The sequence below is a fragment of the Puniceicoccales bacterium genome (genome assembly GCA_031255005.1).
Taxonomy (GTDB): Bacteria; Verrucomicrobiota; Verrucomicrobiia; order Opitutales; family LL51; genus JAIRTH01.
The window spans coordinates 1-21,904 of sequence record JAIRTH010000001.1; the positions used below are offsets into that span (position 1 = coordinate 1).

General features: G+C 40.6%; 34 protein-coding genes. All 34 read right to left on the minus strand.

Features of this window, described 5'->3' with window-relative positions; genetic code table 11:
• Nucleotides 1-311 precede the first annotated feature (311 nt).
• Nucleotides 312-965 (minus strand): type III secretion system export apparatus subunit SctR, encoded by a 654-nt coding sequence (gene sctR, locus LBH49_00005; GenBank protein ID MDR0351028.1) that lies wholly within the window; start codon nt 963-965, stop codon nt 312-314.
• Nucleotides 962-1,864 (minus strand): FliM/FliN family flagellar motor switch protein, encoded by a 903-nt coding sequence (locus LBH49_00010; protein ID MDR0351029.1) that lies wholly within the window; start codon nt 1,862-1,864, stop codon nt 962-964. Before LBH49_00010 ends, sctR begins: the two co-directional genes overlap by 4 nt.
• A gap of 12 nt (nt 1,865-1,876) precedes the next feature.
• On the minus strand, nt 1,877-2,605 hold the full coding sequence (locus tag LBH49_00015) for a hypothetical protein (GenBank protein ID MDR0351030.1): 729 nt from the start codon (nt 2,603-2,605) through the stop codon (nt 1,877-1,879).
• 82 nt (nt 2,606-2,687) lie between these two features.
• On the minus strand, nt 2,688-3,881 hold the full coding sequence (locus tag LBH49_00020; protein MDR0351031.1) for a pyrophosphate--fructose-6-phosphate 1-phosphotransferase: 1,194 nt from the start codon (nt 3,879-3,881) through the stop codon (nt 2,688-2,690).
• Nucleotides 3,882-4,296: 415 nt separating this feature from the next.
• Nucleotides 4,297-4,851, minus strand: coding sequence for a 50S ribosomal protein L17 (gene rplQ, locus LBH49_00025; GenBank protein ID MDR0351032.1), 555 nt, complete (start codon nt 4,849-4,851; stop codon nt 4,297-4,299).
• A gap of 19 nt (nt 4,852-4,870) precedes the next feature.
• A complete protein-coding gene (locus LBH49_00030; protein ID MDR0351033.1) occupies nt 4,871-5,872 on the minus strand; it encodes a DNA-directed RNA polymerase subunit alpha in 1,002 nt (333 codons plus the stop codon).
• An 18-nt stretch (nt 5,873-5,890) separates the two neighbouring features.
• On the minus strand, nt 5,891-6,499 hold the full coding sequence (gene rpsD / locus LBH49_00035) for a 30S ribosomal protein S4 (GenBank protein ID MDR0351034.1): 609 nt from the start codon (nt 6,497-6,499) through the stop codon (nt 5,891-5,893).
• Between the two features lie 25 nt (nt 6,500-6,524).
• The gene (rpsK, locus tag LBH49_00040) at nt 6,525-7,001 is read right to left on the minus strand and encodes a 30S ribosomal protein S11 (GenBank protein MDR0351035.1); all 477 of its coding nucleotides are present in this window, start codon (nt 6,999-7,001) and stop codon (nt 6,525-6,527) included.
• Between the two features lie 9 nt (nt 7,002-7,010).
• Nucleotides 7,011-7,388, minus strand: a complete 378-nt coding sequence (rpsM, locus tag LBH49_00045; protein ID MDR0351036.1) for a 30S ribosomal protein S13 — start codon at nt 7,386-7,388, stop codon at nt 7,011-7,013.
• A 48-nt stretch (nt 7,389-7,436) separates the two neighbouring features.
• Entirely contained in the window at nt 7,437-8,204 is a 768-nt protein-coding gene (gene map, locus LBH49_00050) for a type I methionyl aminopeptidase (GenBank protein MDR0351037.1), read from the minus strand.
• 11 nt (nt 8,205-8,215) lie between these two features.
• Complete coding sequence (gene secY, locus LBH49_00055) at nt 8,216-9,724, minus strand: preprotein translocase subunit SecY (protein MDR0351038.1); 1,509 nt, start codon at nt 9,722-9,724, stop codon at nt 8,216-8,218.
• 14 nt (nt 9,725-9,738) lie between these two features.
• Complete coding sequence (rplO, locus tag LBH49_00060; protein MDR0351039.1) at nt 9,739-10,194, minus strand: 50S ribosomal protein L15; 456 nt, start codon at nt 10,192-10,194, stop codon at nt 9,739-9,741.
• Between the two features lie 17 nt (nt 10,195-10,211).
• Nucleotides 10,212-10,778 carry a 30S ribosomal protein S5 gene (gene rpsE, locus LBH49_00065; GenBank protein ID MDR0351040.1) on the minus strand — a complete coding sequence of 189 codons (567 nt, stop codon included), beginning with the start codon at nt 10,776-10,778 and terminating at the stop codon, nt 10,212-10,214.
• Between the two features lie 6 nt (nt 10,779-10,784).
• Nucleotides 10,785-11,147, minus strand: coding sequence for a 50S ribosomal protein L18 (gene rplR / locus LBH49_00070; protein MDR0351041.1), 363 nt, complete (start codon nt 11,145-11,147; stop codon nt 10,785-10,787).
• Between the two features lie 20 nt (nt 11,148-11,167).
• Complete coding sequence (gene rplF / locus LBH49_00075) at nt 11,168-11,704, minus strand: 50S ribosomal protein L6 (protein ID MDR0351042.1); 537 nt, start codon at nt 11,702-11,704, stop codon at nt 11,168-11,170.
• 11 nt (nt 11,705-11,715) lie between these two features.
• Entirely contained in the window at nt 11,716-12,105 is a 390-nt protein-coding gene (gene rpsH, locus LBH49_00080; protein ID MDR0351043.1) for a 30S ribosomal protein S8, read from the minus strand.
• Nucleotides 12,106-12,121: 16 nt separating this feature from the next.
• Nucleotides 12,122-12,427, minus strand: coding sequence for a 30S ribosomal protein S14 (rpsN, locus tag LBH49_00085; GenBank protein ID MDR0351044.1), 306 nt, complete (start codon nt 12,425-12,427; stop codon nt 12,122-12,124).
• A 7-nt stretch (nt 12,428-12,434) separates the two neighbouring features.
• Entirely contained in the window at nt 12,435-12,989 is a 555-nt protein-coding gene (gene rplE / locus LBH49_00090; GenBank protein MDR0351045.1) for a 50S ribosomal protein L5, read from the minus strand.
• Nucleotides 12,990-13,028: 39 nt separating this feature from the next.
• Nucleotides 13,029-13,286 carry a 50S ribosomal protein L24 gene (gene rplX, locus LBH49_00095; GenBank protein ID MDR0351046.1) on the minus strand — a complete coding sequence of 86 codons (258 nt, stop codon included), beginning with the start codon at nt 13,284-13,286 and terminating at the stop codon, nt 13,029-13,031.
• Nucleotides 13,283-13,648 carry a 50S ribosomal protein L14 gene (gene rplN, locus LBH49_00100; GenBank protein ID MDR0351047.1) on the minus strand — a complete coding sequence of 122 codons (366 nt, stop codon included), beginning with the start codon at nt 13,646-13,648 and terminating at the stop codon, nt 13,283-13,285. Before rplN ends, rplX begins: the two co-directional genes overlap by 4 nt.
• Nucleotides 13,649-13,669: 21 nt before the next feature.
• A complete protein-coding gene (gene rpsQ, locus LBH49_00105) occupies nt 13,670-13,951 on the minus strand; it encodes a 30S ribosomal protein S17 (GenBank protein ID MDR0351048.1) in 282 nt (93 codons plus the stop codon).
• Nucleotides 13,952-13,960: 9 nt separating this feature from the next.
• Nucleotides 13,961-14,176 (minus strand): 50S ribosomal protein L29, encoded by a 216-nt coding sequence (gene rpmC, locus LBH49_00110; GenBank protein ID MDR0351049.1) that lies wholly within the window; start codon nt 14,174-14,176, stop codon nt 13,961-13,963.
• The gene (rplP, locus tag LBH49_00115; protein ID MDR0351050.1) at nt 14,173-14,604 is read right to left on the minus strand and encodes a 50S ribosomal protein L16; all 432 of its coding nucleotides are present in this window, start codon (nt 14,602-14,604) and stop codon (nt 14,173-14,175) included. The genes rpmC and rplP overlap by 4 nt, the downstream gene beginning before the upstream one ends.
• 12 nt (nt 14,605-14,616) lie before the next feature.
• On the minus strand, nt 14,617-15,249 hold the full coding sequence (gene rpsC, locus LBH49_00120; GenBank protein ID MDR0351051.1) for a 30S ribosomal protein S3: 633 nt from the start codon (nt 15,247-15,249) through the stop codon (nt 14,617-14,619).
• A gap of 31 nt (nt 15,250-15,280) precedes the next feature.
• Complete coding sequence (rplV, locus tag LBH49_00125; GenBank protein MDR0351052.1) at nt 15,281-15,616, minus strand: 50S ribosomal protein L22; 336 nt, start codon at nt 15,614-15,616, stop codon at nt 15,281-15,283.
• A 17-nt stretch (nt 15,617-15,633) separates the two neighbouring features.
• Nucleotides 15,634-15,903 (minus strand): 30S ribosomal protein S19, encoded by a 270-nt coding sequence (gene rpsS / locus LBH49_00130; protein MDR0351053.1) that lies wholly within the window; start codon nt 15,901-15,903, stop codon nt 15,634-15,636.
• Nucleotides 15,904-15,907: 4 nt separating this feature from the next.
• On the minus strand, nt 15,908-16,756 hold the full coding sequence (gene rplB, locus LBH49_00135; protein MDR0351054.1) for a 50S ribosomal protein L2: 849 nt from the start codon (nt 16,754-16,756) through the stop codon (nt 15,908-15,910).
• A gap of 18 nt (nt 16,757-16,774) precedes the next feature.
• Nucleotides 16,775-17,065: a 50S ribosomal protein L23 gene (gene rplW / locus LBH49_00140; protein MDR0351055.1), complete on the minus strand. Its 291-nt coding sequence runs from the start codon at nt 17,063-17,065 to the stop codon at nt 16,775-16,777.
• 6 nt (nt 17,066-17,071) lie between these two features.
• Complete coding sequence (rplD, locus tag LBH49_00145) at nt 17,072-17,734, minus strand: 50S ribosomal protein L4 (protein MDR0351056.1); 663 nt, start codon at nt 17,732-17,734, stop codon at nt 17,072-17,074.
• Entirely contained in the window at nt 17,718-18,371 is a 654-nt protein-coding gene (gene rplC, locus LBH49_00150) for a 50S ribosomal protein L3 (GenBank protein ID MDR0351057.1), read from the minus strand. Before rplC ends, rplD begins: the two co-directional genes overlap by 17 nt.
• Nucleotides 18,372-18,468: 97 nt before the next feature.
• Nucleotides 18,469-18,774 (minus strand): 30S ribosomal protein S10, encoded by a 306-nt coding sequence (gene rpsJ / locus LBH49_00155; GenBank protein MDR0351058.1) that lies wholly within the window; start codon nt 18,772-18,774, stop codon nt 18,469-18,471.
• 9 nt (nt 18,775-18,783) lie between these two features.
• Entirely contained in the window at nt 18,784-20,970 is a 2,187-nt protein-coding gene (fusA, locus tag LBH49_00160; GenBank protein ID MDR0351059.1) for an elongation factor G, read from the minus strand.
• 17 nt (nt 20,971-20,987) lie between these two features.
• Nucleotides 20,988-21,461 carry a 30S ribosomal protein S7 gene (gene rpsG / locus LBH49_00165; GenBank protein ID MDR0351060.1) on the minus strand — a complete coding sequence of 158 codons (474 nt, stop codon included), beginning with the start codon at nt 21,459-21,461 and terminating at the stop codon, nt 20,988-20,990.
• 23 nt (nt 21,462-21,484) lie between these two features.
• Nucleotides 21,485-21,868 (minus strand): 30S ribosomal protein S12, encoded by a 384-nt coding sequence (gene rpsL / locus LBH49_00170; GenBank protein MDR0351061.1) that lies wholly within the window; start codon nt 21,866-21,868, stop codon nt 21,485-21,487.
• Between the last annotated feature and the right edge of the window lie 36 nt (nt 21,869-21,904).

Genomic DNA, 21,904 nt, shown 5'->3' on the forward strand with positions numbered 1-21,904 from the left:
GTAGTAGTAGTAGGGGCTGTGAATATGTTAATAAGTGTGAATTTATGAGTATATTAGCGGGGTTTAAAGGAAAGTTTTTGTTAATAACTATGTTAATAACTATGTGAATAGTGTGTGAACAAATGTGAATAAGTCAAAGTTATTCACAGGTTATTCACAGGTTATTCACAGGTCACCGTGAATAAGTGGATTAAGTTTTGTTTGATGTTTTTTATTTTTAGGTCAAATTGTGTGATATTGGGTTAGAAAGCTACAATCTATTTTTGAATAATTTTAATAATATTTTTACAAAAAAATATTGATCTTCGTTTTTATCTGTAGGTTTTCACGATGCCTTCGATCATTTTTGTCCATCCATCGACCAGTACGAACAGCATCAATTTGAATGGCAGAGAAATTGTCATCGGCGAGACCATCATCATACCCATGGCCAACAGGATGTTAGAGACAATCATGTCTATGGCAATGAACGGCAAATAGAGAAGAAAACCAATTTGGAAGGCGTCGGTGAGTTCTGAGACCACAAAGGCTGGGATTAGGACGATTAGATTGCCTTCTTCCAGTCCACTTTGCATTTCCTTAGGCCAAATTTCTTTAGCTGTATTGAGAAAAAATGCTCGACCTCTGGATTTTGTATGTCTTTTCAAGAACTTTTTTAATGGTCCGCAAGCCTTTGTCAGAGGGTCCTTTAGCGCTGCCAGGTTGTTCATATTGAATTCCATGGTTTTGGTCAGCTCGAAGGTATCCTGAATGACCGGATACATTATGTAAATTGTCAACATTATGGCGATGCCATTAAGTACCATATTTGGAGGTACTTGCTGTACGCCAAGTGCATTTCGGATGAGGGTTAGTACCACGACTATTTTGACAAAGGACGAGATCAATAGCAACACGAATGGTGCCATGGTCAGTGTTGTCAATATGATGGCTACGGTGGTTGGATCGAAGGTGATGCTGTTCATTTGTCAAAAATTTCTAATATTCTAACACCGGTTTTTCCACTAACATTCACCAGTTCGCCGCTGCCGATAGGGGTGCCATTGGCACAGATGGTAACCGGGCTTTCCGCTGGATTGTCACAGGAAAAAACGTAGCCTTTGTCGATGGTTTCCAATTCACTGATCGGTATTTTTTGGTCAAAGATTTCAAAGGTTAGGGTTACCTGATGCTTTGGTTTTTTTCCATGATATTCTTGAACTTCTTCTAATGTAGATAGTTCTGTGTCGCTCGGATTCACATGTTTGGTTTGTCTATTTTCGTCATCAATGGAAGGGGCGACAGCATGGTCTGGTTTAGCTACGGTTTCGGGCATGATTTCCGTCAGGCTGGTATCGTTTTGGCTTTTAATTTTCTCAATATTTTGTTCGATTTCTTCCAAAGAAGACGCTGATGGATTTTGGCCTGGTATTGATTGAATTGCTTCGGAGGTTTGAGATTGGCCAGAGTCTTCCGGGCTAGGCACTTGCGTGGCATCGGAAGGCGGATTGGAATTGGCTCCGTGCTCGGCTTCGGAGGTTTGAGATTGGCCAGGGTCTTCCGGGCTAGGCACTTGCGTGGCATCGGAAGGCGGATTCTTAGGCTGGTTTTGGTTTTCCATAGTATTTGCAGATTTATGTTTTTTTTTTTCAGACAACTCTGGTAGGTTACTAATAATTGGGGCAGAAGCGGATGTTTGTGGCTCATCATCCACAGCTTCGTCAAGTTTCACGGATTGTTCCGACGGAGGCAATGGTGTTTCTGGCGCTGGGTTTTCTTCGGGATTAGCCTGGAAAGCTTCGTTGACGAGATCATCTATGGTAGTGGTATCTATGTACTCGATATCATCTTCCTCGGTTTCTTCTATTTGGTTTTGCTCATCCATGGTATCGTGTTCCTAGAAAATAGGTTTTCTGTTGGCTATTACCTTTCCGTCGGCTATGGTAGCTGTAATCCCAAGGCCTTTGATCGGAATAGCTTGGCCGGAGTTTAGGTGATTAATTTCTATAAAAATTATATCGTTCTGATTAATGCTCGAATATTCCTCGTTTGTTAAGTATGTTCGGCCCACTTCGATGGAATACTCCAATGGCACCGAATTTAGTTTATGTATTTTTTTCGGCATGGTTTCCATGATCTTCTTTCGAATAAAACTCATTATCCCTGGCGTACCGGAAATATAGAGATTTGTTGCGAACGAATCATCATTGGTTTTGAAGTACATACAGATCTCATCTGGTGTCACCGCCGGATGATGCACCTTCGAAACCTTTGATAAAGTGATATGGTACCTGAAAAATGATTCGGCTTTGTTCAAGATTTCGCTGACAGCAGCTTCGATGACCAAGAGATGGATTTCTTCGGAAAGGGAATTAAGGTCAACTTCATTACTAAAGCCGTTTGATAACATAAACAACTGAGGAAAGTTACAGAACGATATACCCAGGTCCTCCATGCCTATGGACAGATCAAGCCGGACGCATTCACTGGCCACCTCGGTGGGTGTAGTTAGTCCAAAGGAAAAGACATTCCCTCCACAGAAAATTTGCCATTCCCTTTGTTTTGCGTATAACTCATTGAAAGAAAGGACGTTACTTTCTATGTCCTTAGTCATCAACACATCCATCCCCATAGCTAGATTAGTAATACTATTATTTATTTGAAGCTAAACAAGAAAAATAGATTATTAGATTTGGGGTAGAGTAAGTTTATATTTCCTGGCCGATTTCGTGTAGCATATCCATAAACCATTGATTGGTAACATCGAATGGCTTTCCACCTTTGATTCGTGAAAATTCTATGCAGCGTAATTCATTGCCATTTTGTTCATCAAATCCGACGACACCTGATTTGCGCTCGATGGCGCATCGTATTGCAACATCAACACTATCAGAGATTATCGACAGATCCCTTGGGTTTGCTGGTGCTGACCGAGCGAAGTAGCCACTTTTTTGAACGACGGTTTTTTCAGCGCCTATAAGTTTCGAAAATTCTGATGCAAGCCATTGGCCTGGATTGACTTGATCGAGCTTAACGTGCCCAAAGGCATCTCTTATCACACTGGTACCAGATTTTTCAAGTGCTTCGATGATGGTTTCGAGGCAAGCACCTTCACTTAGAAATATATTTGCGCTATCTATTTCGTCCATAATCCTGCGAAGTCTTGCAGCTTCTTTTTCTATATCTACTTGAAATTCAGGTAGATAAATGCCATGAATATCTAGCTTCTTGATGGATAATCCTGCCTCTGGCACAAATTTTTTAGCTTTAAGCGATTGCCTGTAGAGGTCGGCGGTTTTGGCAGCAAGCCATCCGCAGTGGCGTCCCATGACTTCGTGAACTATTAATATTCTTGGACTTGCGGTACATTCGTAGACCACGTTTGCAAAAAATTTTGCGCCTTGCTCGGCGGCGGTTAACGCACCTAGACTTTGAGAAATTGGGTAGACATCATTGTCTATGGTTTTTGGTAACCCTATTACTGTCAAAGAATAACCATTTTTTTTCAAAAATTCCGATAGATCCGCAGCTGCAGTGTTTGTGTCGTCTCCACCAAGGGTGTGCAATATATCTATTTTATCTGCAACTAGTTGCTGTGCGGCAACCTGTTGTGGGTTTTGACCAGTTGACACATAACCTCTTTTTAGACAATCATCTATATTTGTTAATTTAACTCGGCTATTTCCAAGAGCGCTGCCTCCATGGCCGATCAATATTTCGGCATTTTCGCGAATAGCTTGAGTCACAACTATCTTATCACCAAGAAGAAGGCCTTTATACCCATTTTTATACAGGACAATTTCAGCATCCGGAGCAATTTCAGTGTATTTTTTTATTAAATTCCCGACAGTGGCTGACAAACATGGGGCAAGCCCACCAGCAGTTAAAATCCCAACAATCATGATTAAACTCTAGGCAAATATGAACGGATAGTAAAGCATAAAACTAACAGATCCAACAACTTAACGCAATTGAGGCCAAAATATTTTCAACAATAACCTAGGTCATGGCCCTGGAAATTCATGGCCCTGGAAATAAAACTTCTGGCGACTAGCAGATCATAGCGAAACGTAACTTCAACAAAAGCCAAGGAATAGGGTGGTCAAAACATCAATCTAATACACACATCTCCGCAGGCCAAACATTTGGTCGTTTTGAGCGAGGAAGAAAAAATCAAACCACAAGCTATGCAACGAACAACATGACGCTTTGATTTACTTATGGTTGGATTACAGATATCGGAAATCGCCCAATAAAAAAATAGGGCAAAAACCAAAACAGCTATAAAAAAAACGACTATATAACATACGACCATTTTTAGGAATTGGTTTGCATTGCCGTTGCTACATCAGTGTCATCATCAACAGTGTTTTTGATCTCATCTTCCTTTGGTGTGCCGGCCAATGCCTCCGTTCCTTCCTTTTTTTCGGAAAATTTGTCAGTGGACGAACGTTTGCGTCGCCTTGAACTTTGTTTTTTATAGCCGCGATCGGCCGCATTTACCTGTTCTATTATAGCCATTTTGGCATCATCTCCTCGACGAGGCAATAGTTTATAGATCCTTGTATATCCGCCGTTTCTATTCAAAAACTCATTAACCTTTTCGTCAAACAATCTACCTATGGCATTGGTGTCGCGCACGCGGGATATGGCTAGTCTGCGTAAGTGTAACTTAACCGCTTGATCTGAAGCTACATTAGCATGTTTCGCCAATGTTATTATTTTTTCTGCAAAGGGACGCAACGCCTTAGCTTTAGCCAGGGTTGTCGTTATTTTTCCATGGGTGAAAAAAGCGCTAGCCAAATTTGCCATAAGAGCTTTTCTGTGTTCTTTCTTTCTTCCTAATAAGTACTTATGTTTACCATGACGCATTTAAGCCTCCTATTTTACATTAATATCTGAGTGGATGATCAAGTAACCTTTCGTCAATTTTCATTCCGAGAGATAGGCCTAATTCTTCCAATTTATTCTTAATCTCATTGAGAGATTTTTTTCCGAAGTTCCTGTAGCGCAACATTTCGGCTTCGCTTTTTAGAGCCAACTCGCCAACACAGGTAATGTTTGCATTATTCAGGCAATTTGCTGCTCGAACCGATAATTCTATTTCGTTGACACTCATGTTCAAAAGTATGCGTAATTTATTTTGCTCTTCGGTCGTTTCTTTGGTCACCACATTAAACTCTATTATGTCATCAGTTATCGTGTCGAAAACATCCAAGTGTTGCTTCATTATGGCAACGGAATCTTTTAGAGCTTCATCCGGCGAAATTCTTCCATCGGTCCAAATCTCTAAAACTAGTTTATCAAAATCAGTCATGTGTCCAACCCGAGTGTCTTCAACCGAATATTTCGCCAGCTTTACTGGACTAAAAAGTGAATCAATCGGAATGATGCCAATGTCCTGGTCTTGTTTTTTATTGTCATCGGCAATGGAATAACCTCGCCCAGTTTTGACCTCTATGTTCATATGCAGCTTGCGCTTATCATTAATCGTACATATGATCTGATCGAGATTTATAACCACAACCTCTGGAGGACAAACTATGTCTGATGCTAACACAGGCCCTTCTTTGTCAACATTTATATATAGCGGTGCAGGATTAGTTGTCGTGCTTTTGAGCAGTACTTTCTTCAAATTAAGCACGATATCGATCACATCTTCCACCACGCCAGGTATGCTCTGATATTCATGCCGAACGCCATCTATTCTTATCGAAGAAATGGCAGTGCCTTCAATGGAGCTTAAGAGTATCCGCCTCAAAGAGTTACCTATACTGTGGCCGTAACCAGACTCGAATGGCTCAGCCACATACATGGAGTAGGTATCAGTGGCCGTGTCATCAATTTTGTCCAATTTTTTCGGTAATTCAAATTTTCCTAAACGCTTAATCATAAATGTAAAAAATAAAAACTATCTACTATAAAACTCAACTATTAACTGGCCATTTATTTTTTTATCTAACTCTTCCGGTGATGGATCGCGCTCAACTTTTCCATTGAGCATAGTTCTATCCTGAGATAACCATGCTGGTATCATTCTATAGGTGGAATCAATAAGACTTTGAGTCGCATATCTTTTTGATGGTGATGAATTTCTGACACCAACAGCATCTCCTGTCTTGCATATATAGCTGGCAATATCAACGCATTTTCCATTAACAGTAATATGACGATGGGATACGAATTGTCGTGCAGCTCGTCTAGTTTTGGCTAAACCTAATAGATAAACAATACTATCTAACCTCATCTCTAGCAAGCGCATGAAGCATTCACTTGTGATGCCAGGCAACCCTTTGGCCATATTGAAAAAAAGCCTAAACTGCTTTTCTGTTAATCCGTACATGAATCGCAATTTTTGTTTTTCATTCAAGCCAAGAGAGTACTCGGACATTTTACGGCGTAACCGCGGCCCATGCATACCAGGCAAATACGGTTTACGTTCAACGGCTCTACATGCAGGAAATATTTCCTGATTGAAACGCCTATTTATTCTTGCTTTAGGACCAGTATAACGAGACATAACTACTTCTTTCCATTGCACTTAATTACACGCGTCTGCGCTTCGGCGGACGACAACCATTATGAGGGACCGGCGTATTATCAAGAATATTGCCCACAACCAATCCAAGGGATTGTAATGTTCTTATGGCCGAATCTCGCCCCATGCCTGGTCCTTTAACTTTCACATCAACTTCTTTAAATCCGTGCGATATAGCAACTTTACCAGCATCCTGGGTTACAATCTGTGCCGCATAGGGAGTGGATTTCCTTGAACCTTTGAAATTGCATTTTCCGGAACTTGACCAAGATATTACATTGCCATTAATGTCCGAAAAACAAACTTTAGTATTATTGAATGTGGCTAATATGCGGCAGAGTCCTTTGGTGATATTTCTGCTATTTTTTGCGCGGCGAACCTTAACTTCACCTGCATTGCCACCAAGAATGGTCGAAATAGACTCATCTGATTTTGAGTCCACATCAACCGTTTGGTCATCCTTTTTTTCTATTTCATCGCTCATATTATAAACCTACTTTTTATTACGCACAACACCAATCGTTTTTCTCGACCCTTTTCTTGTCCTTGCATTGGTCGATGTTCTTTGGCCGCGCACCGGAAGTCCGCGGTAATGTCGCAACCCTCGATAGCACTTAATTGCTTGCAGTCGTTTAAGATTTGCGACAATCTCCCTTCGCAAATCACCTTCAATTTTCCAACCATTTTCGACGATGGCCGACGATATTTTATTAATATCTTCTTCGCTCAATTCGCCAGAACGCATATTCGGATTAAGGCCAGTTTGCTCGACGATCAAATCCGCCCTAGTCGGCCCGATGCCATATATATAGCGCAGGGCAAAGGGAAGTTTTTTATTATTGGGTATATCTATTCCTAATAAACGCGGCATAATTTTACTTTCTCATGAACCAATTCTCTACACTTTTATTTCTAAAAATCATTTTTTTACTAAAGTCAAGATCTCTGGTTCATTATTTGTGATTAAAATTGTATGTTCCCAGTGAGCAGCCACAGATCCATCGACAGTTTTTATTGTCCAACCATCATCGGCCGTAAATATATGTGGTTGACCAAGAGTGAGCATCGGCTCTATGGCGATGGTCATGCCTTCTCTCAGCATTGGACCGATGTTTGGCTTTCCATAGTTAGGGACCTGCGGTTCTTCATGCATTTCTCTACCAACGCCATGGCCAACGAGTTCTTTGACGATACCATGGCCATGTATGTCAGCGCAACATTGAATTGCATAGGAAATATCGCCAATGTGATTGCCGGAAACCGCAGCGTCTATGCCTGCTTGAAGGGCCAATTTCGTTGCATTTACTAAATCTTTGGCTTTTTTATCGACATTACCCACCAGTACAGTCTGTGTATTATCTCCAACAAATCCGTCATAAGATGTTGCAATATCGATACTTATCACGTCACCATCTTTTAAAATAATCTCATCCGATGGAATTCCATGCACAACCACGTCATTTATGGAAAAACAGGCATAACCTGGAAACTCTTTATTGCCATTTTTGTAATGATAGGTGGTGCTGATTGCCTTGTGTTTTTTCATGGATTTACAGGTTAATTCGTTGAGTTCTGCTGTCGAAATGCCAATTTTTACCTGAGAAACCACCTCATCTAAAATTTCTGCTGCAACTTGTCCAGCTTTTCTCATTTTCAGTATATCAGATTTAGTTTTTATATTTATCATGGATAACACTCCTATCCCTTTCTAAGAAAGAGTGATACGAGACCTGCAAGGAGTAATACGCCGATGGCTATCCAAAATTTTTTAGTCCTTGAAGCAAAATCAGTTACATCCCGGAATGTGCCCTGTTCTCCGCCGGATGGCAACGCTCTCGTCTTGATCTTTCCTTTCGCCCAAAATCCATCATAGTTTCTTTCTATTAAATGTACCTCCATTTGTTTCATCGTTTCCAATATGACGCCAACAGAAATCAATGTTCCGGTTCCGCCAAAAAACATGGCGATCGAGTAGGGGATACCAAAGGAGAAATACAATAGATCCGGTAGTAAAGCTATTATGGTCAAGAAGATAGCGCCTGCCAAAGTAAGCCGCGTCATCACAAAATCCAAAAATTCTGCCGTTGCTGGCCCAGGGCGAATTCCTGGAATATAGCCACTATTTCTCTTTAAATCATCGGCTACTTGGGTTGGTTTAAACATTATCGAGACCCAGAAGTAGCTGAAAGCCAATATCAATGTGCCGTATATGGTATAATATACATAGGAACCATGGGACAGAATATAGGCCAGTTTTTGGAAAAATGAAATTCCTGTGGCACCGCCGATGTAGGCAAGTACTTGCTGTGGAAACATTAGTATTGTGCTCGCGAATATTACTGGCATAACTCCAGCATAGTTAACTTTCAATGGCAAAACCGACGCTTGTCCACCAATAACTTTCCTACCAATTACTTGTTTTGCATATTGTATTGGAATTTTTCTTACGGCTTGGGTAACGGCCACCATACTGCTCACCACCATAAGGAGTAAAATCGTCATCATAACCAGCTGAGGGAATCCCAAAAGAGAGCCTTCGGTGCCAAGTGGACTGTAAAGCATTTCAAATAAACGAGATATGGCCTTTGGCAAGGAAGATAAAATACCAACGGTTATCAATATCGAGACACCATTTCCTATACCAAATTGTGTGATTCTTTCTCCGAACCATGTTAAAATCATTGTGCCAGCAGTCAAAAATATTGTTGATGTCACAAAAAACATGCCTCTATGCATCACAACTATGTCGCCATACACCTCCTTATCAAACCCGATGAATAATTTTTCAGGATAATTTGCCAGGGCGAGAACTAAAAGCATGCCCTGGATTACACAAATTAACACGGTTAAATATCTGGTGTATTGAGCTATTCTTTGACGACCGCCATGTTCTCTTTGAATCCTGGCGAGCGTAGGTGCAACAGCCGTAAGAAGTTGCAGAATTATGGATGCACTTATATATGGCATAACACCTAGCCCAAAGATCGCTCCTTTCAAAAAAGCGCCACCAGTGAACATATCGTAGAGACCGACCAATCCACCCGAAGCGCTACGTTGGGCAAGAAAAAAATCATACAAAGGTTTAGGATCTAAGCCAGGAAGCGGAATGTTAGCGCCAATTCTGGCAACAAAAACCATAGATAAAGTGAAGATTATTTTCTTCCTCAATTCTGGAATTTTGATACAATTTATAAACGCTAATAACATGTAATAGTACCCATTTAATTTTCAACACCCGTAGCAGAATTTAACCTAACCACAGTTCCTCCGAGAGCTAGAATTTTTTTCTCCGCTGCAGCAGAAAAAAAATCAACTTTTACGGTGACTTTTCTTTCAAGTTCCCCTGCTCCAAGCACTTTTACGACAGCATCTGGTTTATTTATGAGGCCATATTTGAATAATATTTCTTTATCGATCACGTCCTCAATAATCCGCGCTAGTCCTGAAATATTTACAATGGCAATATTTGTTTTGAACAGAAAATTTTTAAACCCACGCTTCGGCAGTCTTCTATAATAAGGTATTCCACAACAGCAAGGTGCTGGTGAATAACCAGATCTCGCTTTGCCCCCCTTGTGCCCTCGACCGCTGGTCCCGCCTCTTCCACTGCTATCACCACGCCCTCTTCTTCGAGTGTGATCGCTGTTCCCAATTTTAACTAAATTATGCAATTTCATAACTAACCAAAAATAAATTAACAATCGCCATCGGCATGACGTATGGCCATAACTTCTTCTCGTGTACGGAGTTGCGAAAGCGCATCCAATGTTGCCCTGACCATGGCAAATGGATTATTTGATCCCATGGATTTTGTGAGTATATCTGTCACTCCAAGAACTTCCAGCACGGCACGCACACCTCCGCCAGCTATAATCCCAGTACCAGGTGCCGCCGGACGTAGCAAAACTCTACCTCCATCTGCAACACCAACAGCTATATGCGGAACGGTTGAATTACAAATGGAATAGGATCTTATATTTTTTTTAGCTTGGTCAATGGCCTTGCGAACGGCATCTGGTGTTTCTTTTGCTTTGCCGACGCCAATGCCAACGCGACCGGCCTTATCGCCGATCACTGCCAATGCAGAAAATCCAAATCTGCGGCCACCTGTAACTACTTTCGCGCAACGGTTTATGCGTACAACCTTATCAACAAATGGAGTCTCGGAACTCTCTTTTTCTCTGCTAGCTGCGCTATTTCTTAATCTCCTTCTTCCACGAAAATCAGCACCACCTCCAGAAAAACTTCTATCGCTACTCATAATGTCCTAAAAGCTTAATCCAGATTCCCTTGCTGCATTCGCAAATGATGCAATTACCCCATGATATTTTTTTGTACTTCGGTCAAACACAACCTGTTTTATGCCATAAGATAGGACGTGTTTTCCGAATTCAATGCCAAATTCACTGGCCCCATTGACGTTTGGTTTAATTTTTTTGTCCCTCAATGGCAATGCTAGGGTGGACAGCGCAGCAATGGTCAGACCTGTATCATCATCTATGCATTGGGCATAGACATGTTTAGTGCTGAAATGAACAGATAACCTTGGCCTATCTCCGGTACCATGAATCCGCCGCCTAATCCTAAGCCTTCGCCTTTCACTGGATTTCTTTTTATCTTTGTAATTCATAAATAAAACAAACAAATATTCTAAGATGCCTTTTTTCCTTCTTTTCGCCGAACATGCTCGCCGACAATCCTAACCCCTTTTCCTTTATAAGGTTCCACCGGATAAAAATGTTTTATATCCGAAGCCACTTGCCCAACCATATGTTTATCTGGACCCTCAACCAAAATTTTTGTGTTTTCTTGAACAACAATTTTTATTCCTTCTGGTATTTTGTAACGTATTGGATGTGAATAACCTAACGATAAATCCAGCAAATTGCCTGAAACAGCTGCTTTGAAGCCAACTCCATTTATTTCAAGATTTTTTGAAAAACATTTTTGAACTCCAATTACCATCGAATTTATAATCGATCTGACGGTACCATACATGGCTGCCGAATGGGAATTATTATCTTTGCGTGACACAGAAATGATTCCATCAGAAATGCTTATTTTAACCGATTTATCGAACTTTTTGCTGAGATTTCCACAGGGACCACTAACATTAATCACATCTCCATCTAAGGTAATCGTAACGGAAGCGGGTATCTCTATGGGTAATTTTCCAATTCTACTCATAACATATTCTCCTACCAGACTTTACATAATAATTCACCACCCACATTCATCCTGATAGCATCACGATTAGACATTATGCCTTTGGAGGTGCTAAGTATGGATAATCCAAGTCCGCTTATGACCGGAGGTATGGATTTTGCGCCAAAATAAATTCTACACCCAGGTTTACTGCAACGAGTAAGTTCAACTATTGCAGGCCTATTATTGACATATTTAATAAAAATTTTCAACAATGGAAAATTTTTTTCGATATCAATTTTGGAATAATCGGCAACATAACCATTGGCTTTTAGTATAGAAGCTATGGACTCTCTCATTTTAGAGTACGAAAGAATACAAGTCTCTTTGCCAGCAGAACTTGCATTTCTTATCGCGGTTAAAAAATCTCCTACAGTATCCATCAGATTGCAAATTAAATTACCAAGATGCCTTGACCAATCCCGGAATCAGTCCAGACAAAGCAAATTCTCTCAATTTAAGCCTCGAGATGCCAAATCTACCATGAAATGCACGGGGTCTTCCGGTTATGCAGCATCTATTTCTCAATCGCACCAATGATGAATTCCTTGGAAGCCTGTTTAAGTTGTACAAGGTCTTAAAAAACATATCATCATCTACATCGGGATTGCTGAGTATTTTTTTATATTCTTTTCTCTTCGCCGCGAACTTTGCAACGAGAGCCATCCTTTTTTCATTTCTTTTTATTACTGAAATTTTCGCCATAATATTACTAGGAATTAATTTTTTTCTTAAAGGGCATGCCCAGCATCCTGAGAAGATCCCATCCTTCATCGTCGGTTTTCGCCGTTGTGACAAATGATATATCCATTCCTATGGTTTTTTTCTCGCGGTCAACACTAATTTCAGGAAATATGGTATGATCGGTTACCCCAATGGTATAATTCCCGCGGCCATCCATTTTGTTTGAAACACCACGAAAATCTCTGACGATAGGAAGCGCGATACATGTAAATCTCAAGAAAAAATCGTACATGGCATCACCACGCAACGTAACTTTTATGCCATTTGGTACGCCCTTTCTAAGTTTGAAATTAGAAATACTTTTCTTAGCAGCAACCACCACAGGTTTTTGGCAGGTTATCAATCCTATATCTCTCGTAAGATCTTCAATGTAAGACTTATCGCAGCTTGAGTTTATTGCAGAATTTACGACAATTTTTTCAAGCTTTGGCACATCATGACGATTGCGATATCCGCGAACCTTCTCAAGCTCAGGAGCAATCGATTTAAGATACAAATCCTTTAATGCAGATCTAACTTTCATAACCATAACTATTATAGCACAACAACATAGAAATTAACCTTACGAAGCGTCTTTTGCTCTCTTTGAATCGTATTTCGAGGCCAACATAACATTGGAATAATGAATCGATGACTCGATTTTAATTTCACCACCCTCTGGATTGGACTGGCTCTTTTTTATGAATTGTCTTCGCAATGCAACTCCTTCCACTACAACACGACATGAATTTCGCAAAACACTAATTATTCGACCACGTTTGCCTTTATTAGTGCCCGAAATAACAACCACATCATCACCTTTTTTTATTGAATATTTCATATTACCTCCGGAGACAGCGACACTATTTTCATGAAATTTTTTTGTCTTAATTCTCGAGCCACTGGCCCAAAAATTCTAGTTCCAGACGGATTGTTTTTGTCATCTATTATCACGCAGGCATTGCTATCGAAGCGCAAATAGCTGCCATCTTCACGTCTTATCGGATAGGCTGTTCTAACTATAACTGCCTTAGCCACAGTACCTTTCTTCACGGATGCTTCCGGTATACTATCTTTTATGGCGACCACAATGACATCGCCAACCGAAGCAGTCCTTTTGTTCTGTCCGAGGCGTCGAATCATCATTGCCTTTTTGGCTCCGGTATTATCCGCTACATCTAATATGCTCTGTTGCTGTAACATATAAATCTCCTCTTATATTTATTACAAAACTGGTGCCTTTTTTACCGTGTTGACAAATCGCCAACGCTTCAATTTGCTTAATGGTCGCGTCTCTACTATTTCAACTTCATCGCCCAAAGAGCATTCATTGTTTTGATCATGGACATATACAAGTGTCCTTCGCCTAACTTCTTTTTTATAAAGAATATGTGGAATTTTATAGGAATAGGAAACTTTGATGGTTTTGTCACCACAACGTCCGATCACAACCCCGACCAATCTCTTTCTTGCATTTTTTCTACTATTATTACCGCTCTCCGACATATTACAATCCTAACATGTTAGTGTTTGACAAAACTTGCAAGCCTTTTGTCTCAAAAAAGTTTCAATTTTTGCAATTTCTTTTCTTGTTTTGGTGATAGAAGCAGAATTTTCCAACTGAGCCGATGATTTTTTCAATCGCAGCTGGAACAGTTCTTCATGCATTTTTTCCAATTTTTTCCTGAGATCAATAATAGAAAGCTCACTATAATCAATTTTATCAGTCATTTATATTCCTCCAAACTTTCACGACTAATGAATCTACAATGGATCGGCAATTTGCAATCAGCCAACCTAAGTGCTTCACGTGCTAATGTTAATGAAACGCCAGCCAATTCAAATAATATTACTCCTGGTTTTACCGCGGATGCCCAATATTCAACAGGACCTTTTCCTTTGCCCATGCGTGTTTCGGCTGGCTTTTTAGTTATTGGTTTATGTGGAAAAACTCTGACCCATAATTTGCCTTTTCTTTTTAAATGCCGAGATATGGAAACCCTCGCTGCTTCTATCTGAGACGCAGTCATACTGCATCGTTCGAGTGCTTGAATTCCAAAATCGCCAAAGGCCAAAGAATCGCCACCTTTGGTTTTCCCACGGTTTCTCCCTTTTTGTACCTTTCTATATTTGGTTCTTGCTGGTGATAATTTGCTCATTTTCTACAATTTTTATACCTTTAATTCGTCATTACGACAAATCCAACATTTAATTCCAACCTTACCATAAACTGTTCCGGCTTCGGAAAAACCGTAGTCTATATTTTCCTTAAGAGTATGCAATGGAACACGTCCGGCTCTCTGAGATTCGGTTCTAGCTATTTCAGCGCCGCCCAAACGTCCGGCACATTGAAGCCTAATTCCATCAGCTCCCAAGCCAATGGCAGTCTGAACTGCTTTTTTCATTGCCCTCCGAAATGATACGCGACGCTCCAATTGAATTGCGATATTCTCTGCCACTAATTGAGCCACCAGGTCAGGTCTTTTAATTTCTTGAATATCAACGATTGCTTCCCGGCCGGTCAATGTTTTCAAATCATCACACAATTTATCGAGCTCCTGGCCCTTTCGACCTATCACAAGGCCTGGCCGTGATGTAAATATTTTGACCCGTGCGCGATTTCCTGCCCGTTCTATGGATATCTGAGAACAAGCTGCCGGCCCTAACTTCTCCTTAAGAAATGATCTTATTTTAAAATCTTCATGTAATAGCTTTGGAAAATCTTTTTTGGTCGCATACCAATGCGAACCCCAATTTCTCCTAACTAATAAACGCAAACCAACTGGATTAACCTTTTGTCCCATAGCTACTTAATAAATTACTTGTTATCCCTTTTCATTTCAAATTATCAGTAAGAATCACTTTTATGTGGCTGGTTCGTTTTCTTATTGGATGAGCCGATCCTCTGGCCGCAGGAATGGATCTGTGAAGCGAAAACCCTTGTTCTGCAATGGCATCTTTGACATAGAGCGAAGCTGAACCTACATTTTTGCATTCAGCATTTGCCATGGCACTGGCCAAAGTTTTCGCCAATAAATAAGCAGATTTTTTGTTTATAAGTTTCAGCAGTTGCAAAGCTTTTTCCGCGGGCATGCCTACTACAGAACGGGCAACTGTATGCACCTTCTTCGGCGACATTCTTGCATATTTTATTACAGATCTTATTTCCATATCAAAAAAATAACTAACTATTTCTGAGTGTGAGGGTTGTGTGTTTTAAATGTGCGAGTAGGGGAGAATTCACCGAGTTTGTGACCTACCATATTTTCTGTTATGTGAACATCAACGAAAATTTTACCATTGTGAACTTGAAAATTTAAACCAACAAAATCGGGTGTAATAGTGGACCGTCGAGACCAAGTTTTTATCGGTTTCCTACTATCCGAACTGGCCGCAATATCCACTCGATCCAATAGCCCAGGGTCGACAAAAAATCCTTTTTTAGAAGAACGTGCCATACAATTAACCTTTTTTCACCTTTCTACCATTTCGCCTAACTATAATCATAGCATTGGTTGGTTTTGATTTTTTCCTGGTGGGCAATCCCTTAGCCAATTGTGCCCAGGGAGAAGTTGGATGTCTTCCGCCGGATGAACGACCTTCGCCACCACCCATTGGATGATCCACTGGATTCATTGCAACACCACGAACTCTTGGTCTACGTCCGAGCCAACGATTTCTGCCAGCTTTCCCAAGAGATTGCTTAAAGTGTTCGCCATTACCAACTTCGCCTATGGTCGCACGACATTTAGGATTCAATAATCTTATTTCACCGCTGGGCATTTTGACCGTTGCAAACTTACCGTCCATGGCAACCAATGTGGCCCGAGTACCGGCGCTACGAGCTAAAACCGCCCCACAGCCAGGATGTAATTCAATACAATGGATAGGAATGCCAAGCGGCATCATATTCAACGGCAACGACATACCAACACTGAAATTATCCGTTGAAGAATTTAAGCTGATCACCTTCGTGCCAATTCCAGTGTCACGAGGGCACGGAATGTAGCGTTTTTCTCCATCGCCATAAATCACCAATGCAACATCGGCTGACCTATTGGGATCATATTCAATCCTGGAAATGGTTCCAGATACATCGAGTTTATCTCTTTTAAAATCAATGACTCTATAGAGTTTTTTATGCCCGCCGCCTCGCCTGCGCGATGTTATTCTGCCATAACAATTTCTGCCACTGCTGCGAATTTTACTGACAATAAGTCTACGCTCAGGTCTATTTTTATGCAACTGGCGTCTACTCAGGTGCAAAAATCTTTGACCTGGCGTCCTTGGATTATGTTGAATAATGCTCATCTACTAAAAATTTTAAAATCAAACAACCTCTATTTTCTGTTCTTTTTTAATGCCGACTATCGCAAGCTTTTTGCAACTCGTTCTGCCATAGCACCCGCGTCGCGATCTATCTCTTTTCAATTTTCCACGCCTAATAATCGTATTGATGCTAACAACATCCACCCCAAAGGCTTTTTCAATGGCATGCTTAATAGACATCTTGTTTGCGCCTCGATGAACCTCAAATGCATATTGATTTAACATAGATGATAGACCTGTAAACTTTTCTGTACAGTAGATACGAGTCAAAATTTTGTCAATAAAAATCATAATTATTTATATTCCTGCTCTGTTTATTAAAACCTCAAAAGCTGCCTCTGAAACTAAATAGTGATCATAACGTACTAAATCCAAGGCGTTTACATAAGCTGCAGTCATCCTATATATTCTGGTGCAATTTCGTGAAGCTAAAATAAATTCCTTAGAAAATTCTGTATCTATGACGAGAATTTTATCATCATTTGGTGGATAAATTTTGTTTATAAATTCTATCAGTGCTCTAGATTTTGCATTTATTTGCGGAAATGCCTCTATGGCAGACAGTTCTGATGATAATACTCCATCGTATATGGTGCGACCCAGAGCCAATCTTTTCACTTTTTTGTTTATTTTTTTGTAATAACTGCGCGGATGTGGCCCAAAAACAATACCACCGCCGCTCCATAGAGGACTTCTAATCGACCCATGCCTAGCGTTGCCGGTGCCTTTCTGTCTATAAGGTTTTTTGCCACTGCCACTTACGGTTGAATGTGTCTTGGTTGAAGCATTGCCCTGCCTTTTATTAGAAAGAAAAACATCCAGAACAAATTTCACAGCATTGATGCCACGATCACCATCAAATGCCGTCAACTCAGCTATTTCCTTTTCGTTAGACAACTCTCCTGAAGAATTATAAATCCTTAATTTCATATCAGCAATCCTCTCAATCTTTTTTGCCACATTTCGCTTTTTGTGACTTGCGTATGGCAACTAAACAATCATTGGCACCGGGGACGCCACCTTTCACTAAAATAATACCACGATCCTGTTTTAAATCAACGATTTCGAGATTTTGAATCGTTATCCTATCGCAACCGGCATGACCGGGCATCTTTCGGCCTTTATATACATGTCCAGGCCATTGCCGTTGTCCATAGGATCCACCTCGTCTATGAAACATCGAACCATGCGACGCTGGTCCACCAGAAAAACCATATCGCTTCATAACTCCTTGAAATCCACGGCCTTTTGATGTTCCTATCACATCAACTTTTTCACCTTTGGAAAAAATTGACATATCTATGATATCTCCAATTTGATAAGCCGAATCGCCATTCGTTCTGAATTCACAAATAACACTACCGACGCTTAAATTATTTTTAGAAAAATGTCCGAGCAATGGTTTTGTGATATTCGATTGTTTTTTTTGCTCAAAAGCTATCTGAATGGCAGAATATCCATCCCTTATCTCGGTTTTTATCTGACTTACATAACATGGTCCGGCCTGAATAACCGTTACAGGAATAAGCTTCCCAGATTCGATGAATACCTGGGTCATTCCGATCTTTCTACCTAAAATTAATGTTTTATCCTTCATTTTTCTAAGAGGTAAGCGACAATTTACGCTAGGTTATTGCACTTCTTTTAACGAATGATCAATTGTCAAGAAAATAAAAAATTTTAAAAATCCCATATTATGCTTTAATACTTATCTCAACCCCTGCAGGTAAATTCAATTTTTTTAACGAATCTATAGTATTGCTTGTCGGTTCATGAATCTCGATCATCCTATCATGCGTACATAATTCATATTGATCCATTGATTTTTTGTCTTTATGGGGAGATCTATTAACCGTAAAGCGTTCTTTTCGCGTAGGTAATGGAACGGGGCCCACCACCCTTGCACCGGAACGTTTAGCAGTGTCAACAATTTCTGCCGATGACAAATCAACCAATCTATAATCAAAACTTTTCAATTTTATCCTAATTCTATGAGCCATAAAACTACCCTAAGCACGTGCGACGGCACGTATGGAATTTTCAACTATTTGCTGGAGCGAATTCGCAGGAACTTGCTCAAAATGCGACGGTGTCATGGAATAACTTGCACGCCCTTTGGTTAATGAACGAATATCTGTCGCATATCCGAACATGGTTTCAAGGGGAACAAAAGCGATCACACTAGCAAAAGCCCCCCTCGTTTCCATACTTTGAATTTGCCCACGACGCCTATTTATATCACCCATTATATCTCCTTGATATTCATCTGGTGTAGATATTTCGACCTTCATTATTGGTTCAAGCAATATGGGTGATGCCTTTTTCATCGCCTCTTTAAAGGCAAAAATGCCGGCCATCCTAAACGCCATTTCCGAAGAATCAACTTCATGAAAACTTCCATCAATTATTCTTACCTTAAAATCTATCACTTGGTATCCAGCCACCACACCATTCTTCGATCCTTCAATTATGCCATCCTGAGTCGGCTTTATATATTCCTTTGGAATAGCACCACCAACTATTTCATTGATAATTTCAATGCCTTCGCCTCGAGAAGTAGGTTCAATCTTAACAATTGCATGGCCATATTGACCGCGCCCGCCGGACTGTCTTATAAATTTACCTTCGCCGGTGGCTTCTGCTGAAATGGTTTCTTTATAGGCAATTTGCGGTCGACCAGAGGTCACATTGACGCCAAATTCCCGAAACAATCTGTCGCATATTATTTCGAGATGTAACTCACCCATGCCGGCTATTATCATCTGCCCTGTTTCGGTATTTGTAGAAACCTTAAACGTTGGATCTTCCTCAGCTAAATTTTGCAGTGCTGTGGACAATTTTTCCCTATCATCTTTTGCCTTCGGTTCGATGGACATACTTATCACTGGCTCGGGAAATGTGGGCGGTTCTAAAATTACTTCCGCATCCCGTGTACACAAAGTGTCGCCGGTGACAATGCCCTTGATGCCTATGAGAGCGCAAATATCGCCAGAATAGGCCACACTTATATCTTCGCGAGAATCAGCTTTCATGATCATTAACCTGCTGACCCTTTCGGTTTTGCCAGTGCGCGGATTGTAAACACTATCTCCTTTTTTAAGCTGACCGGCATATACTCTACAAAAAATAAGCTTTCCCACGTAGGGATCCGACATCAATTTGAAAGCCAATACCGCTGGATTTGCGCTATCATCGGGAGCAATTCCAATTTCAGAACCATCATCATTAAATGCCTTCATTGGTGGCAAATCCAATGGAGATGGCAAATATTCCACCACGGCATCGAGCAAAAACTGAACCCCTTTTTTCTTAAATGAACTGCCCGGTATAACTCCTATAAAATCCATCGATAGAGTAGCTTTTCTTATGGCAATGCGTATTTCATCGATTGATAACTCTTTGCCTTCTAAGTATTTTTCTGCAATTGTGTCATCGTAATCAGCTATGGCTTCGATTAATGCCTCTCTATGTTTTTTTGCTTCATTTAGATATTCGGCCGGTATTTCAATCGTATCATACTTAGTCCCAAGCTCATCGGATTCATCGTATACATAGGCCTTCATTTTTACCAAATCGATGAGGCCACGAAAATTTTCTTCTTGACCAAAATTCAAATATAGCGGATGGGCATTGCCACCAAGTTTGGTTCTTATATCTTCAACAGCACCGAGAAAATCTGCGCCGGTACGATCCATTTTATTTATGAACGCTATTCTTGGGACATTATACTTATCCATTTGCCTCCAAACGGTTTCCGATTGTGGTTGAACGCCGGCCACGGCACAAAATACAGCCACAGCTCCATCTAGTACCCGCAACGACCTTTCCACTTCGGCCGTAAAATCTACGTGACCAGGTGTATCGATAATATTTATTTGATGCTTTATTCCAGAAAAATTACCTTCATTTGTTTTCCATGAACAACTTATGGCAGCGGAAGTTATGGTTATTCCTCGTTCTCTTTCTTGTTCCATCCAATCGGTAACCGCGGTACCATCGTGAACTTCTCCCATTTTATGGACCACCCCGGTGTAATATAATATCCTTTCGGTGGTGGTGGTTTTTCCGGCATCTATATGAGCGGCTATGCCAATATTTCTAGTATATTCCAGCGGCGTGCTACGATCTGGAGAGTTTACCGACGAAATCTTTTTACGATCTGAAGGATTTATTGACGAAATCTTTTTAATGGCCATAATGAAAATATACAAATTTACCAGACTAGATGCGCAAAAGCCCGATTTGCTTGAGCCATTTTGTGCATTTCTGTCTTTTTTTTGACCACCGCGCCGATATTATTATAGGCATCAACTATTTCCTGGCCAAGAGCGTTGCGCATGCATTGGCCTTTTCTGCCATTCGCCATTTTGACCATCCATCTAAATACAAGACTTTGCTGCCGCACATAAGGTACTTCCATGGGAACTTGATAGGTGGCGCCGCCTATTCGACGACTCTTTACCTCAAGCTTTGGCCTAGCATTTTCAATGGCTCCCATCAGTAATTCTATGGGATCACCTTTGCTAAGTTGTTCACTGGCATACTCTATTGCCCCGTATACTATGGAGCAGGCAAGAGATTTCTTGCCACGCTCCATTACTATATTAACCAACTGACCTACCAATTGGCTATTAAACCTAGGATCCTTCGCTATTTCTCGCTTCTCTGCTCTTCTGCGCCTTGACATACCTACCTCCGCATCTCCGTTGATTACTTTTTATTAGCCTTTGGTCTTTTGACTCCATATTTGGATCTGCTGCGACGACGTTTTTCAACTCCCGTACAATCAAGTGCTCCACGAACCACGTGATACCTAACTCCAGGTAGATCTTTTACCCTTCCTCCGCGAACTAGAACGACGCTATGCTCTTGCAAACTATGTCCTTCATCAGGAATATAGGCAACTATCTCCATTTTGTTAGTTAATCGAACCTTAGTAACCTTACGAATGGCCGAATTTGGTTTTTTTGGTGTGCGCGTCATAACCTGTATACAAACACCACGCCGAAACGGATTACTCCTCAGCGCCGGAGCTTTTGATTTTACTAAACTACTAACCCTTGGGTTATTTATTAACTGATTAATTGTAGGCATCGAAACACTAATTTATTATTGTTATTAAACGAATCC